Origin of the sequence: Streptomyces sp. NPDC057137, from assembly GCF_042670825.1 — a bacterium.
Taxonomy (GTDB): Bacteria; Actinomycetota; Actinomycetes; order Streptomycetales; family Streptomycetaceae; genus Streptomyces.
Genome location: NZ_JBHUUW010000116.1, coordinates 1 through 14,661 on the forward strand (window position 1 = coordinate 1; position 14,661 = coordinate 14,661).

14 protein-coding genes are annotated in these 14,661 nt (G+C 69.4%); 7 read left to right on the forward strand and 7 right to left on the reverse strand.

Going from position 1 to position 14,661, the window contains the following annotated elements; genetic code table 11:
* Positions 1–56 precede the first annotated feature (56 nt).
* From ACFT9I_RS39160 to ACFT9I_RS39175, 4 genes are all read right to left on the reverse strand, one after another.
* Positions 57–1,340, reverse strand: a complete 1,284-nt coding sequence (locus tag ACFT9I_RS39160) for a class I SAM-dependent methyltransferase (RefSeq protein ID WP_382572431.1) — start codon at positions 1,338–1,340, stop codon at positions 57–59.
* Positions 1,341–1,410: 70 nt separating this feature from the next.
* The gene (rfbD, locus tag ACFT9I_RS39165; protein WP_382572433.1) at positions 1,411–2,295 is read right to left on the reverse strand and encodes a dTDP-4-dehydrorhamnose reductase; all 885 of its coding nucleotides are present in this window, start codon (positions 2,293–2,295) and stop codon (positions 1,411–1,413) included.
* Entirely contained in the window at positions 2,292–3,317 is a 1,026-nt protein-coding gene (gene rfbB / locus ACFT9I_RS39170) for a dTDP-glucose 4,6-dehydratase (protein WP_382572436.1), read from the reverse strand. Before rfbB ends, rfbD begins: the two co-directional genes overlap by 4 nt.
* Before the next feature lie 35 nt (positions 3,318–3,352).
* Positions 3,353–4,489, reverse strand: a complete 1,137-nt coding sequence (locus tag ACFT9I_RS39175) for a nucleotide disphospho-sugar-binding domain-containing protein (RefSeq protein WP_382572439.1) — start codon at positions 4,487–4,489, stop codon at positions 3,353–3,355.
* Positions 4,490–4,668: 179 nt separating this feature from the next.
* Between ACFT9I_RS39175 and ACFT9I_RS39180 the strand changes: the two genes are divergently transcribed.
* Both ACFT9I_RS39180 and ACFT9I_RS39185 read left to right on the forward strand, forming a co-directional pair.
* Positions 4,669–5,736 carry a glucose-1-phosphate thymidylyltransferase gene (locus ACFT9I_RS39180; protein ID WP_382572442.1) on the forward strand — a complete coding sequence of 356 codons (1,068 nt, stop codon included), beginning with the start codon at positions 4,669–4,671 and terminating at the stop codon, positions 5,734–5,736.
* 57 nt (positions 5,737–5,793) lie between these two features.
* Complete coding sequence (locus ACFT9I_RS39185) at positions 5,794–6,369, forward strand: dTDP-4-dehydrorhamnose 3,5-epimerase family protein (protein ID WP_382572461.1); 576 nt, start codon at positions 5,794–5,796, stop codon at positions 6,367–6,369.
* A gap of 59 nt (positions 6,370–6,428) precedes the next feature.
* Here the strand turns inward: ACFT9I_RS39185 and ACFT9I_RS39190 are convergent, their stop codons facing one another.
* The gene (locus ACFT9I_RS39190; RefSeq protein WP_382572443.1) at positions 6,429–7,232 is read right to left on the reverse strand and encodes a BTAD domain-containing putative transcriptional regulator; all 804 of its coding nucleotides are present in this window, start codon (positions 7,230–7,232) and stop codon (positions 6,429–6,431) included.
* A 387-nt stretch (positions 7,233–7,619) separates the two neighbouring features.
* On the opposite strand from ACFT9I_RS39190, the gene ACFT9I_RS39195 reads away from it, so the two are divergent.
* Both ACFT9I_RS39195 and ACFT9I_RS39200 read left to right on the forward strand, forming a co-directional pair.
* Positions 7,620–8,024 carry a hypothetical protein gene (locus tag ACFT9I_RS39195; RefSeq protein WP_382572445.1) on the forward strand — a complete coding sequence of 135 codons (405 nt, stop codon included), beginning with the start codon at positions 7,620–7,622 and terminating at the stop codon, positions 8,022–8,024.
* Entirely contained in the window at positions 8,021–9,613 is a 1,593-nt protein-coding gene (locus tag ACFT9I_RS39200) for a multicopper oxidase family protein (RefSeq protein ID WP_382572447.1), read from the forward strand. Before ACFT9I_RS39195 ends, ACFT9I_RS39200 begins: the two co-directional genes overlap by 4 nt.
* Positions 9,614–9,702: 89 nt before the next feature.
* On the opposite strand, the gene ACFT9I_RS39205 is transcribed toward ACFT9I_RS39200, so the two are convergent.
* Positions 9,703–10,737 carry an FAD-dependent monooxygenase gene (locus ACFT9I_RS39205; protein ID WP_382572449.1) on the reverse strand — a complete coding sequence of 345 codons (1,035 nt, stop codon included), beginning with the start codon at positions 10,735–10,737 and terminating at the stop codon, positions 9,703–9,705.
* A gap of 51 nt (positions 10,738–10,788) precedes the next feature.
* Positions 10,789–11,463, reverse strand: a complete 675-nt coding sequence (locus ACFT9I_RS39210; protein ID WP_382572450.1) for a hemerythrin domain-containing protein — start codon at positions 11,461–11,463, stop codon at positions 10,789–10,791.
* Between the two features lie 285 nt (positions 11,464–11,748).
* On the opposite strand from ACFT9I_RS39210, the gene ACFT9I_RS39215 reads away from it, so the two are divergent.
* From ACFT9I_RS39215 to ACFT9I_RS39225, 3 genes are read left to right on the forward strand one after another with little or no spacing between them, the layout of a single operon-like run.
* Positions 11,749–12,759 carry a 3-oxoacyl-ACP synthase III family protein gene (locus ACFT9I_RS39215; protein ID WP_382572453.1) on the forward strand — a complete coding sequence of 337 codons (1,011 nt, stop codon included), beginning with the start codon at positions 11,749–11,751 and terminating at the stop codon, positions 12,757–12,759.
* Between the two features lie 24 nt (positions 12,760–12,783).
* Positions 12,784–13,578: an arylamine N-acetyltransferase gene (locus tag ACFT9I_RS39220; protein ID WP_382572456.1), complete on the forward strand. Its 795-nt coding sequence runs from the start codon at positions 12,784–12,786 to the stop codon at positions 13,576–13,578.
* A complete protein-coding gene (locus ACFT9I_RS39225; RefSeq protein WP_382572458.1) occupies positions 13,575–14,600 on the forward strand; it encodes a Gfo/Idh/MocA family protein in 1,026 nt (341 codons plus the stop codon). The genes ACFT9I_RS39220 and ACFT9I_RS39225 overlap by 4 nt, the downstream gene beginning before the upstream one ends.
* Positions 14,601–14,661: the final 61 nt, after the last annotated feature.

A 14,661-nucleotide genomic window follows, 5' to 3' on the forward strand; every position in this document is an offset into this window, starting at 1 on the left:
CACCTGACCAGGTGGGCGGCGACAGCGGTTTTCACGGCCGGTGTGCCGGACAGGACTCAGCCGTCGAGGTCCGCCAGGGACACGACCCTCGGCTCGGGCACGGGGACGATGAACCGGCCGCCGCCCTCCAGGAACGCCCGCTCGTTGCGGATGATCTCGTCCGCGTAGTTCCAGGCGAAGAGCAGGTAGTAGTCGGGAGGGTTCAGCGCGGCCTGCTCGGGGGACCGGACGGGGATGTGCGATCCGGGCTGGAGCTTGCCCTGCTTCAGGTCGGTGGTGTCGAGGCAGAACTCCAGGTCCTCGGTGCCCAGTCCGCAGACACCGACCATGGTGCTGCCCTTGGCCGGCGCACCGTAGCCGGCGACCCGCTTGCCGTCGGCGACCAGGCCGCGTACGAGCGGCGGCAGCGTCTCGCGGATGTGCGCGACCCGCCGGGCGAACTCGTCGTACGTGGCGTCGTCGAAGAAGCCCGAGTCCCGCTCCAGCCGCTCCAGTTCGGCCACCACCGGACGCGGCTGCCAGGGCGCGTCGTCGCGGCTGACGAACACGATGATCGAGCCGCCGTGCACCGTGGCCCGCTCGACGTCGACGACCCGCAGTCCGTGCCGCCCGAAGAGGCCGGCGAAAGTGCTCACCGAGAAGTAGGAGAGGTGCTCGTGGTAGATGGTGTCGAACTCGTTGCTCGCCAGCATGTCGAGCGCGTAGGGCACCTCGACGGCGAACACACCGGCCGGCTCCAGCAGTTCACGTACCCCGGTGGCGATCTCGGAGATGTCGTCGATGTGCGCGAACACGTGCCGGCCGAGGATCAGCTGGGCGTGGCCGTACTCCTTCACGATCCGGTCGGCGGTGACCTCGGAGAAGAAGTCCGGCAGCGTCTCGACGCCCCGCTCGTTGGCCAGCGCGGCCAGCTCCCGGGCGGGGTCGACCCCGAGGGTGCGCATCCCCGAGTCCTGGAAGGCGGCCAGCTGCTGCCCGGTGTTGCTGCCCATCTCCACCACGAAGCTGCCCGGCGCCAGCTCGAACCGCTCGACGCACAGGTCGGCGACATGGCGCATGTGCCGCGAGATGGTCTGCGAGTCCGAGGTGACGTAGAAGTAGGTGCGGTACAGCACTTCGGGATCGACGGTGTGCGTCAGGGTCATCAGCCGGCAGTCCCGGCAGGACAGCACGCCGAGCGGGAACCTCGCCTCGCCGTCCAGCGGTGTGCCGGGTTCGAGGAAGCTGTTGGCCAGCGGCAGTGGCCCGAAGTCGACGACCTCCTGCCAGTTCGACCCGCCGCACACCCGGCACAGGTCCACCTGCCGGGCGGGCGGCCCGCCCTTCGTTTCCTGAGTCATCTGGGAACCTTCCTGGGGTTGATGTTCGCCGTCGTTCCGGTGCTGCCGCCGTCGGCCGCCGAGGTGCCGTTCAGGGAGGGGCGAAGGGCGCGTCGGGGCCGCCGGGCAGCGCGTCGTGGAGCATGTGCCGCCAGGGGGCCATCGGCCCGAGACCGGCGAGTGCCCACCGGTCCTGCGAGAGCACGCTGTACGCGGGCCGGGGAGCCGACCGTGACAGTGCGGTGGTGGAGCAGGGGCTGACCCGGTCGGCGTCGAGACCGACCCGTTCCAGAACGGCTCTGGCCAGCCCGTACCAGGTGGCCTGACCGGTGGCGGAGCCGTGGTAGATCCCGGCGGGCGCCCGGCCGTCCAGCGCCCGGTGCCCCAGCTCCACCAGCCGCAGGGCCAGTGCCCGCGACCAGGTGGGCGCGCCGTGCTGGTCGTTCACCACTCGTAGCTGGTCGCCGGCGGCGGTCCGGCGCAGGATCGTCTTCACGAAGTTCATGCCGTGCTCGCCGTAGAGCCAGGTGGTGCGGACGACATAGCCGGAGCCGGGCAGCAGCGCCGCCACCGCGCGTTCACCGGCCACCTTGCTCCGCCCGTAGGCGTTGACGGGCCGGGGCGGCGCGTACTCCGAGTAGGGAAAGGAGCTGTCCCCGGCGAAGGCGTAGTCCGTCGAGATGTGGAGCAGTCGCGCGCCGCTCCCGGCGCACGCCTTCGCCAGGCCGCCGACGGCCCGGCCGTTGACGGCCAGGGCCTGTTCCTCATCCGCTTCCGCGCGGTCGACGTCGGTGTACGCCGCCGCGTTGATCACGATGTCGTGCTCGTACACGGCCGCCCGGACCGCTGCCGGGTCGGTGATGTCGAGGTCGTCGCGTGCCGCCCCGGTCACCCGGGCGCCGGGATCCCGGCCCAGGATGTGAAGCAACTCGCGGCCGACCATGCCGTGCGCGCCGGTCACCAGCCACCGGGTCATCCACCGATCACGGCCTCGGTCCCCGCCGGGCTCCCGGCCTCCGTCCCGCCCGCGGTCGCGCCGGGGGGCCCGCCGCCCGGCTGCCACCAGTCCCGGTTGTCCCGGTACCAGGCGACCGTCCGCGCCAGTCCCTCCTCGAACGGGATCCGGGGCGCGTACCCCAGCTCGTCGCGGATCTTGTCGATGGACAGCGCGTAACGACGGTCGTGGCCCTTGCGGTCGGCGACCCGCTCGACCGAATCCCACCGCGCCCCACAGGCGTCGAGGAGCATGCCGACCAGCTCGCGGTTGGTCAGCTCCCTGCCGCCACCGATGTGGTAGACGCCGCCGGGCCTGCCGTCGCGCATCACCCGCTCGATGCCCCGGCAGTGGTCCTCGACATGCAGCCACTCCCGGACGTTCGCGCCGTCGCCGTACAGCGGTACCCGCTTGCCTTCCAGCAGTCGTGTCACGAAGAGAGGGATGAGCTTCTCCGCGTACTGGTGCGGCCCGTAGTTGTTGGAGCAGCGGGTGACCACCACATCCATGCCGTGCGTACGGTGGTAGGCCAGCGCCAGCAGATCCGACGCCGCCTTCGAAGCCGAGTAGGGCGAACTGGGCGCGAGTATCTGGTCCTCGGACCACTCGCCCTTGTCGATGGAGCCGTAGACCTCGTCCGTCGAGATGTGGACGAATCTGCCGACACCGTGCTTCAGTACCGCGTCGAGCAGGACCTGGGTGCCGAGCACATTCGTGGAGACGAAGGGCCCGGCACCGTCGATGGACCGGTCGACGTGTGATTCGGCGGCGAAGTGGACGACGACATCGTGGCCGGGCATGACCCGGTCGACGGTGCCGGCGTCACGGATGTCGCCGGCCACGAAGGAATACCCGGCGTGACCGGCGACCGGGGCGAGATTGGCCGTGTTGCCCGAGTACGTCAGCGCGTCGAGCACGGTCACCCGGTCCGACCCGCGGGCCAGCAGCCCGCGGACGAACTCGGATCCGATGAACCCGGCGCCGCCCGTGACGAGTATGCGCATCGCGAACCACCTTTGTATGCGGGGGAGTTCGGAGGTCAGTTCTTGATGGTTTCGACGACCTGCCGGGCGATCGCGGCCGGCAGCGGCAGGCTGTGGATCTCCTCGCGGATCTCCTCCGCCGTGGTCCTGAGCTTGGTGTCGCCGAGCAGCGCGTCGACGGACTCCTTGGAGATCTCGTCGTGCCGTACGTGCAGACCGGCGCCACGGCTCGCGACGGCGGCGGCGCTCTCCGCGCGTTCGCCCTCGTCCGGCATGAGGATCTGTGGGATGCCGGCCTCCAGCGCGGCCAGGGTGGTGCCGGAGCCGCCGTGGTGGATCAGGCCCGCGCTCGACTTGAGCAGCAGGTTGAGCGGCACCCAGCCGGCGACGCGCGCGTTGTCGGGCAGGGTCGGCAGCGTGGAGGTGTCGATGTCGCCGAGCGCGAGGATGAACTCGGCGTCCGTGTCGCCCGCCAGCTCGATCACCTTGTCGAGCGGACCGAGCCCGCCGAAGCCGGGCGCCGTGGTGCCCAGCGTGACGGCGATACGGGGGCGCTCGGCCGGAACGTTCAGCCACTCGGGAACCACACCGCCGCCGTTGTACGGGATGTAGCGCACCGGCCAGGCGGACGGAGAGTTGCCCGTCAGGCTCGGGGGCGTGACATCGATGGTGTGCAGGACCTCGGGCAGTTCGGCTCCGTGGCGCTCGAAGCACTCGGCGTTCCACTCGCGCAGTTCGCGGGTGAACGCGCCGGTGTGCACGAGACCGTAGCCGTGCTCGATGGCCGGGACGCCGAGTTTGCCGGCGGCGAGCAGACCGCCGACGTTGAGCGAGGAGAAGACGATCGCGTCCGGCTTCCACTCCTGCGCGACCTGCACGTAGCGGTCGACGACGTCCGGCTGGTGGTTCATGAGGACGGCGTAGAAGCGCTGGGTCGCCTCGAAGGAGGAGTGGTCGACCTCGGCGTAACGTGCCGCCAGTTCCGGGTACTTGGTGAAGGTCTCCTGGACCATGCTCACCACGGTCTTGCCCGGGCAGACGTCCTCGACCTGATGTCCGGAGTTCCGTACGGCCACGGCATCGCCACCGGTGGCGTAGAGCACCTCGTGGCCCGCCAGGCGCAGGGCCCAGGCGAGTGGGACGGTGGGAAAAGCGTGGCCGATTCCTGGAGTTGCCGCAATGAGGATACGCATAGTTTTTTGCTCCCTTCCGGGCATCAATTTCTCAATGCCGGGACGGCCCGTCCAACGGCCTCCGCGTAATAAATCACCTCGGCGGCCGAAGGCGTCAGCGGTCGGTCAGCCGTCGGTCAGCGACGCGTCAGGGGTAAGGGCGACGATGGGTGATCCATCCAGACGATCGAGGAGTTGGCATGAAAGGACTGGTCCTGGCCGGAGGCTCCGGCTCCCGGCTCCGCCCCATCACGCACACCTCGGCCAAGCAACTTGTCCCGGTCGCGAATCGCCCCGTGCTCTTCTACGGTCTCGAATCGATCGCGCAGGCCGGCATCACCGAGGTCGGCATAGTCGTCGGCGACACCGCCGCCGAAATAAAGCAGGCGGTCGGTGACGGTTCCCGATTCGGCCTGGACGTGACGTACATCCAGCAGGAGAGACCACTCGGGCTCGCGCATGGTGTATTGGTGGCGCGCGAATTCCTCGGTGACGACGACTTCGCCATGTATCTCGGCGACAATTTCATCGTGGACGGAATCAAGCCGTTCGTGGACGAGTTCCGCAGGAATCGGGCGGATGCCCAGATCCTGCTGACCCGGGTCCTCGATCCGGGAGCGTTCGGGGTCGCCGAACTCGACCTGGCCGGGGAGGTGGTGGGCCTGGAGGAGAAGCCGGAGTTCCCCAAGAGCGATCTCGCGCTGGTGGGGGTCTACTTCTTCACACCCGTGATCCACGAGGCGGTCCGGCAGCTGCGGCCCTCCGCGCGCGGGGAGTTGGAGATCACCGAGGCGATCCAGTGGCTCATCGACAGCGGGCGGTCGATCCGGTCTTCGGAGATCACCGGGTACTGGAAGGACACCGGGAACGTCGCCGACATGCTGGAGGTCAACCGGCAGGTACTCGAAGGCATCGAGCCGGCGATCGAGGGCGTGGTGGACGAGTCGAGCGAGATCATCGGCCGGGTTGTCGTCGGCAAGGGCACCGTCGTCGAGAACTGCCGCATCATCGGACCGGCCGTGGTCGGCTCGGACTGCCACGTGAGGGACGCCTACATCGGTCCGTTCACCTCGGTCGCCGACGGCTGCCGGATCGTCGGCAGTGAGATCGAGTTCTCCATCGTGCTCGAAGGCTCGTCGTTGGAGAACGTCGGCCGTGTGCAGTCCTCCCTCATCGGGCGCAGGGCGAAGGTCACCAGCTCCCGGAGCGTGCCCAACAGCAACCGGCTGGTGCTCGGTGACCACAGCAGTGTCCAGATCCAGGTGTGAGTTCCGGGCGCCGGCACGGGACCGGCACCCACGACAGGAGGGGAACAGAGCGTGGACATCCGTCCCATGGCCGTGGCGGGAGCCTGGGAGATACTCCCCGCCCGGCACAGTGACGCCCGGGGGACCTTCCTGGAGTGGTACCGCCCCGACACCGTCGCCGCCGTGACGGGGCAGGACTTCCGCCCGCTGCTCGGCGGGATGTCGGTGTCCGGACGCGGGGTCACGCGCGGCATCCACTTCGCCGACGTCCCGCCGGGCCAGGCGAAGTACGTGACCTGTGTGCGTGGCGCGGTGTACGACGTGGTCGTGGACATCCGCCCCGGTTCGCCCACGTACGGGAACTGGCAGGGCGTCCGGCTGGACGACACCGAGCACCGCGCGGTGCTCATCGGCGCGGGTCTCGGGCACGGATTCTGCGCCCTGAGCGACGACGCGTGCGTGGTCTACCTGTGCTCGGAGACCTACGCTCCGACGCGCGAGCACGTGGTGCACGCGCTGGATCCCGAGCTGGGCATCGACTGGCCGGTGACCGCACCGGTCCTTTCGCCGCGCGATGCCGCGGCCCCGACGCTGGAGGAGGCCCGAGTACGGGGGCTGCTCCCCGCCTACCACCCGGCCGGACAGGTTGGTTGACCTGCGGTCACGCGTCGGGCGGGGGCGGACCGGACCGCGTCGGACCACGAAGAGCCGGGTCAGACCACGAAGGACAGCGCGGGCGCCCGTGGCACCGGCGGGTCGAGGAGCGGCGGGTCGTGCCGGAGGATCGCCTGCTCGGTCCGGCGCAGCAGCGGTGAGGGCTCGATGCCCAGTTCCTCGCTCAGCCGGCACCACAGCGCGCGGTACGTCTCCAGGGCCTCGGCCTGCCGGCCCGAGCGGTACAGGGCGAGCATGAGCTGCTCGTAGAAGCGCTCCCGCAGCGGGTTCTCGGCGCACACCGCGCGCAGTTCGCCCAGGATGTCGGTGTGCCGCCCGAGGGCCAGTTCGTTGTCGAAGAGCAGCTCGAACGCCTGGATCCGGTACTCCTCGTAGCGTGCCGCGACCGCCCGGCGCAGCATCCCGCGCGCCGCGCCGCCGAGTGCCGGACCGCGCCAGGTGGCCAGGGCCGTGCGCAGGACGGCGGACGCCGTGCGCGGATCACCGCCGGTGACCTCCCGGGCCCGCCGTACGGCTGCGGTGAACTGGTCGGCGTCCAACGTGGCCTCGTCCAGCAGGAGCTGGTAGCCGTGCGGGTGGCCCACCAGCCGCGAAGTGGCGCGGTGCGGTTCGAGGGAGTCGAGCTTCTTGCGCAGCCGACTCGCGTGCGCCTGGAGGGCGTTGGTGACGCCGTCCGGCGGATCCTCGTCCCACAGCTCCGCGATGAGGGCCTCGCCGGTCACCACCCGGCCCGCACTGACGAGAAGTGCCTGAAACAGGCTGCGCTGGATCGTTCCGCGCAGTGCCATGGTGCCGTGCGGGGAGTGGACCTCAAGGTCGCCCAGCACGAAGAAACTCAGCATGGAATCTCCCCCATGTTCCTCGGAGTGGGAGCGCTGCGGGAGCAGGCCCCTGACTCGCGGCCCGACGCTAGCCGAGTCCGGCGCCGGCGCCTCGAAGGCGTCAATCACTCTGTCAGGTGGGCGACTTGACGGACTGTTGGTGATTCTTTTGCGACGGGCGCGCACGGGGGCTTCTACTTCGGACCATATGGCTGTTCACGTCCTGACGGTCGACCCCGCGCATTCCATGCGTCGGCAGCCCCGCACCACGGAAAGGAATGGGAAGCTCAGGTGAAGCGCGCGACGATCGAGTCGAACAAGCGGTCCGCGGCCCAGGAACCCACTGGCACAGACGCGCCGGACGGTGCTCAACGGCGTGGGGTCGGTCCCCTGGTCGTCCTGTTCAGGGTGGCCACCACCCTGGGACTGGTCACCACGCTGGCCCTCGCGGCGGTGGCCGGTCTGTTCACGACCGGGGACATCGAGATGCTGAGATGGCACTCGACGTACGCCACCGTGCTCGCCGGTGCGGTGCTGGTCCAGCTGCTGCTCTCCGTACTGATGTGGCGTGTCAGCCGCGGCCTGTGGCGGCTGATCCTGGTGGCCCTGCTCGTCGTGGTGATGACCGTCGTCCAGACAGCGGCGGGCGACAGCCGGACGCTCTCCGTCCATATGCCGCTCGGGATGGCCATCTGCGCGGCCGAGGCGCTGCTGATGTACTGGGCGTACGGGCTGCGCGCCTCCTGGCGCACCCCGGCGGGCACCACCGGCGAGTCCGGCGACGCGCCCGGGACCGGCAAGGAGGAGGCGTGAGATTCCCTGGCACTCCCCTCTCCCGCCGCCGGACGCTCCAACTGGGCGGCGGTGCGGTGGTTCTCGCCGCCGATGTCGGCGGCTGCGGGACCAAGGAGACCTCGGGCAAGGTGGTGTCGACGGCGGCCCGGCTGCCGGAGCCGTACACCGTGCCGCTGCCGATTCCCGCACAGGCCAGACCCGCCGGACGCGCGAACGGCGTGGACCGCTACGAACTGGAGCAGCGCGAGGCGTCCGTCGAGATCCTGCCCGGTTTGAAGACGAAGATCTGGGGCTACGACGGTACGTTCCCCGGGCCGACCATCGTGGGCCGCGGCCATCGCAAGGTGCTGCTGGTGATGCGCAACTCCCTTCCCGTGCCCACCTCCACGCATCTGCACGGCGGCGTCACGCCGCCCGACTCGGACGGCTATCCCACCGATCTGGTGGTGCCCGTGGGCGGCAGCGCCGCCGACTGGAAGCCGAAGACCGGGGGCGGATCGCACGGCGGGCACATGGGGGCGGGCGGCTGGGTGTTCCACGAGGGGGAGCGGACGTACGAGTATCCGCTCGGTCAGCGAGCCTCGACCCTCTGGTACCACGACCACCGGATGGATTTCAGCGCGCCGCAGGTCTGGCGCGGGCTCGCCGGATTCTTCCTGGTGCACGACGAGGAGGAAGAGGCGCTGCCACTGCCGGGCGGCGACCGGGACATCCCGCTGATGCTCACGGACCGGGCCTTCGAGGAGGACGGCTCCTTCCGCTATCCGTCGGTGGATCCCTCGCTCAAGGGTGAGCCGGGCGTCGAGGGTGATTTCCACGCGGGGGTCCTGGGCGACGTACAGCTCGTCAACGGCGCTCCGTGGCCGGTGCTGGACGTGACCAACACCCGCTACCGCTTCCGGCTGCTGAACGCCTCCAACGCCCGGCGCTACACGCTGGCCCTGGAACGGGACGGCAAGCGGGCCGGCCGGCTGGTCCAGATCGGCAGCGACGTGGGCCTGCTGGAGAAGCCGGTGGCGCACACCGCCGTGACGATGGCGCCCGGCGAACGCTTCGACGTCGTGGTCGACTTCGCCGATTTCCCGGTGGGGGCCACCGTCGATCTGGTCAACACCCTTGGTGAGGACGGCATGGAGCGGGTGATGCGGTTCCGGGTCACCAAGCGGGCGAAGGACGACTCCCGGGTCCCCGAGCGGCTCTCCACGCCGCCACGCGTGGCGCGCGGACAGGCGGTGACGAAGCGGTCGTTCGACTTCCGCCTGACCAAGGAGGAGGGCGACCACGAGAGGTGGACCATCAACGGCCGGCCGTTCTCCACCGACGAGACGTGGGCGAAACCGCGCGAGGGCACGGTCGAACTGTGGTCGCTCAGCAGTGACTTCCACCATCCGGTGCATCTGCACATGGCGCACTTCAAGGTGGTCTCGCGCAGCGGTCGGAAGCCCGCGGCCACCGACGCGGGGTGGAAGGACACGGTGGATGTCCGGCCGTACGAGGTGGTCGAGGTGCTGGTGCGCTTCGACGGGTACCGCGGCCGGTACATGATGCACTGCCACAACCTGGAGCACGAGGACATGGCGATGATGGCCAACTTCGACGTGGTCTGAGCCCGGACCGCCCGCGCCACGGCAGACGGCCCGCCCCGGAGGGCGGGCCGTCGCCTGTGTGGCGCTGTTCCGTGTGTGATCCCGTTCCGTCAGGAGTCGCGGTGTTCGGCGTACGCCTGGAAGGCCTGCGGGAAGTCGGCGGCGTCGCAGTCCATCAGATTGCCCAGGTGCAGGGCGTCCTCGACCGCCTTGCTCGATGCCGGGAAGGCGTGCATGGACGACGGCCAGGCGGCGTCCCCGATCAGTACGACGCGACGGTCGCGCCAACTGGTCAGCGGTGCCCTCCTGCACGACACCCACATGCGCCAGTCCCGGCCCAGCGAGACCAGCTCGCGCGCGGGCGCGTACGCCTCGGAGAGCGCCGCCACCACCCGCGCGGGCTCGACCGGCGTGCCGTGCACCAGCCTGCCCTCACCCCCGGCGAGGGTGACGGAGAGGCACAGCGACCCGCCGCCGGTCGGGTAGTGCACCAACTGCCAGTCGGGCCCGGCCCATACCGTCACCGACCGGCCCACGCCCCGCAGGACGAGCACCTCGGGCACCTCGTCCAGCGGGAACGTGGTGTGGAAGGTGGTGGAGTGCGACACCGCGTCCACGTCGCCCGTCAGTTGGAGCCGTACCGGCGAACAGAGACCGTCCGCGCCGATCAGCGCGTTGGCGTGCACGCGTTCACCGGTCGCCAGGAAGGCGGTGACCCGGCCGCCGTTCTGCTCGTAGCGGGTCACCGTGGAGCGGGGGCGCGTCAGGATCAGCGGGTTGCGCCAGCACGCCTGCCGCAGTGGTGCCAGCAGATCGTGGCCGCGCACCACCGTGTTCCACCGCGACTCGGCGAGTACGGGATCGGCGAAGGTGGGCACCGAGGTGAGCGGGTCACCCGTCGCACCGTCCAGGAGCCGCAGCCCCGTGACCGGCACCGCCCGCGGGCGGACGTCGTCGCCCACCCCCAGGAGGTCCAGCGCCCGCAGGGCGCCGGGTGTCAGATGCACGCCCGCCTCGGGCGCGACGAAGGAGTCGTGCGCCTGGAGGATCTTCACGCGGTGTCGCTGCCGCGCGACGGCCAGGGCGGCTGCCAGACCGCCGACGTCGCCGCCCACGACAATGACATCGCCCATGGAGATAGGCATCAGGCTCTTCCACGGTCTGGGGGCACGGCCGATGCCCCGGTGGACCGCACCTCAGACGGCGGGTGTGGTCCAGCGCGGCGTCGCCCGGTACTGCGGCAGGAACTGCTGGTGGTACATGGCCCGCAGCGCCTCCGGCAGCATGCCCAGCACCTTGTCGTGCGCGGCCGCCGGCGCACCGTCCAGGATCCACGCGAGATAGGCGCCGACCTCGAGCATGCCCTGGGTCCGGATCATGTGCTCGTGGTAAGCCCCCCAGCCTTCCTGACCCAGGTGCGCGTCGACGAGCGGCAGTGCCAGGTTCTCCTCGTGTTCCATGTGTGTGGTCAAGGCGGTGGCGAACTCCCCCACGGCTGCGGCGAGTTCCTTCCCACCTGCGGCGAAGGCGGCGTCGACGCGTGCCTGGAGCGGGTCGATGAGCCCGTGTTCGGCCTCCATCATGTCGAGCACGGCCGTGTCCTCGGGCCGGGTGAGATTCGCGCGCAGCGCCGGCCAGATGGCCTCGTCCTCGCCGACGTGGTGGATGTGCAGCTCGTGTTTGACGGTCTCCCAGCCGTTGTGGACGCCCGGCTCGGTGGTCCGGCCGGCGGCGACGGCGTCCTCCAGGCGGCGCAGGTCCCGCAGGAGCGCGTCGTGGGTCAGGAACATCATCGTGAAGTCGACATCGCCGGGCGGCTGGTCACGGAACGGGACTCCGGACCGATTCAGGTCCTTGGCTTCGATGCTCACGGGGCTCCTCAGGGGCTCAGGGCATGGGTGACAGACCGGCGGGGGCATGTACCCCGTCGGATGAGACACTCTATTCCTGAATCTCTCAGTCATCAAGTATCTTATTGTCACTGGGCACCCTCTCCTGTCAGGCAGGGATCCTTCTGAAACCCCCTCACCTGACAGAGTGTGGCGGCGGCCCTTCTCCCATCGGTCCCGGCATCGCACTCTCCTTTCAGACCCGTAGTGATGACCCACGCCGCGCTTGTTCATCGCGTGGGGCTACTCGGAGGAGGAGTCGGACAGTTGAGTATCAGCACCGGAACTCAAGGGGCCACCGCGGCCGTCGGCATTCTGGGCACGGGCGCGTATCTTCCGTCCCAGGTGATCACGAACGAAGAACTGGCCGGACCTGCGGGCGTCACCGAGGAATGGATCGTCGGCAAGACCGGAATTCACACGCGCCGACGGGCCAAGCCGGACGAGGCGACATCGGATCTCGCCGGATATGCCGCCAGGGCGGCTCTGGAGGACGCCGGTCTCAGAGCGTCCGACATCTCGCTCGTCATCGCGGCGACCAGTACTCCGGACATGCTCGGACCCGCTGTCGCGTGCCAGGCGGCGGATCAGCTCGGTTGCCCGGTCACGACGGCGGCGTTCGACGTGCACGCCGCGTGCAGCGGATTTCTCACCGCCATGACGACAGCCGAGAAGTTCCTTCTCGCGACCGGTGGCCACGCGCTTGTCATCGGTGCCGACACCTATACGCGATTCCTGGACCCGACCGACCGGCGCACGGTCGTGCTGTGGGGCGACGGTGCGGGTGCCGTCGTGCTCGGACCGGCCGCTCAGGGGCACGAACTGCTGGCGTCGAAGCTGCTGAGCGACGGGGCCGACTTCGATGTCGCGACCATTCCAGCAGGTGGCAGCCGTCTCCCCACGTCGTTGGAGACGTTGGAGCGAGGGCAGCACTTCGTGTCCATGGACGGCCGGCGGGTCTCGGCGATCGTCACGGAGCGAGTTCCGGTCCTCGTCGCGGAGTTTCTCAAGGAATCAGGTTTCGCTGCCGAGGACATCACGCATCTCGTGACGCACCAGGCCAACGCGAATCTGGTGCAGAACCTCAAGGGAATGCTGGGGGTCGCGAACGCGCGCGTGCACGCGACGGCCCCGAAATACGGAAACACAGGCTCCGCGTCGGTGCCGGTCACTCTCGACGAGGCGGCGCGCGACGGGGCGATCCAGGCCGGCGAAACCGTGCTGATGGTCGCTTTCGGTGCCGGATTCACCTTCGCGTTCAGCCTGGTGCGCTGGTGACCACATGATTGAGGAGGGGCGGGAATGACGGGCATGGACATCGACGCGTATCTCGACAGGATCGGGGCCACGCGACCGGAAAAGACGGACTACGAGGCGCTCCGCTATTTGCAGGAGCGTCATCTCATGACGGTCCCCTTCGAGACTCTTTCCTTCGCGCAACGGGAAATCCCCAGCCTGACGGACGAGTTCATCTTCGACAAGATAGTCCGGCAGCGCAGGGGCGGCGGTTGCGGGGAACTGAATGCGGGATTCGCGCTTCTGCTGCGGTCCCTGGGATTCAGGGTCACGTATTTCGGCGGCCGGGTGCTGCACAACGGTAAGAACGCTTTCCGCGGGGTCCACAACGGACACCTGGTGCTCCAGGTCGAGTTGGACCGGTCGTATCTGGTGGATGTCGGCTTCCGCTGGGCGAGCCGGAAGCCCCTCGTACGCGACGAGCGTGGCGTCCAGAAGGACGAGCACGGCGAGTACCAGCTGATCCACACGCCGGAGGGCGACGTGGAGATGATCCACGACGGTGTCCTGCGCTGGCAGGTGGAGACCCACCCCCGGGACATGGACGACTTCGAGCCCGTCATGTGGTACTTCGCCACCTCGCCCGACGTGCACAGCGCGGGCCAGCTCTGGGCCTCCATCGTGACCACCACCGGACGGGTCTCGCTCTTCAACCGGCTGCTCACACGGATCGAGGGAGGAAGGCGTGAGTCCCGGCTGCTCTCCGACGACAAGGAGTTCATGACGGTGTTCGAGAGCGAGTTCGGCATCCGACTGAGCAGTGTCCCGGATCTGCCCGAGGCTGCGGAGGGCGGGTCATGAGCCGGGTGCGCTGGGGACTTCTCGTCACGGGCGGCTATGCCGATGTGGCGATGATGGCCAACGCCGCGTCCACCACGAGCGATTTCGTCGCGGTCGCGCACGACGACGCCGAGCAGGCCCGCAAGTACGCGGAGAATCACTCGATGGCCCACTCCTACGGTTCGTACGGGGAGTTGCTGGCCTCCGACGAGGTGGACGCGGTCTTCGTCGCGTTGCATCCCGTGGACCACGCGGAGTGGGCGATCAAGGCGCTGCGGGCCGGCAAGCACGTGGTGGTCGAGAAGCCGCTGGCGCTCAGCCCGGCGGACGCCGAGCGGGTCTTCGACGCGGCCGACGAGGCCGGGCGGATCTGCGTGGAGGGGGTGATGTTCCGTCACCATCCGCAGCACGCGCTGGCCAAGAAGCTGGTGGACGAGGGCGCCATCGGCGAGCTGCGGTACATCTACGCGGCCTGTACGGCCAGTCTGCCGCCGGACTACTTCCGCCGGGACCGCGCACTGGGCGGCGGTGGACTGCTGGACCTCGGTGTCTTCACGCTGGCGGCGATCCGGCTGTTCGCCGGCACGCCCGAGCGCGTGTACGCCGAGGAGGTGCGGCGCGACGGGGGAGCGGATCTGAACTTCTCGGCGTCGCTGCGGATGCCGAACGACGTGCTGGCGCAGTTCGAGGTGGGGCAGGAAGTCTGTCGCGGTGACGCGTTCCAGATCGTCGGGACGACCGGCCGGCTCGTGGTCGGCGATCCGTGGTTCTGCCGCGACATCAAGCACATCGAGTTCCAGAAGCAGGGGCCGCCCCCGCACGGGGACCCGGTCGGCGAACTGATTCCGGTCGACCCCGAGGGTGCCTTCGGCTGTGACCAGAAATATGCGGTCTCCCGGATGCAGTTCGACGCGGTGTCCCGGGCGATCGGCGGCGGTCCGGCGGTTCCTTACGGCCGCGCGGACGCGGTGGAGCAGGCCCGCGTGATGGAGGCGCTCCTGCGGTCGAGCGGAAACGTCGCGGTCGTCGAGGTGACCGGCTGACCCGCCCTCAGACCGCGTCGGCTCCGGCGCCCGGTCGCGCAGGCCAGCAGGCCCGCGTCTG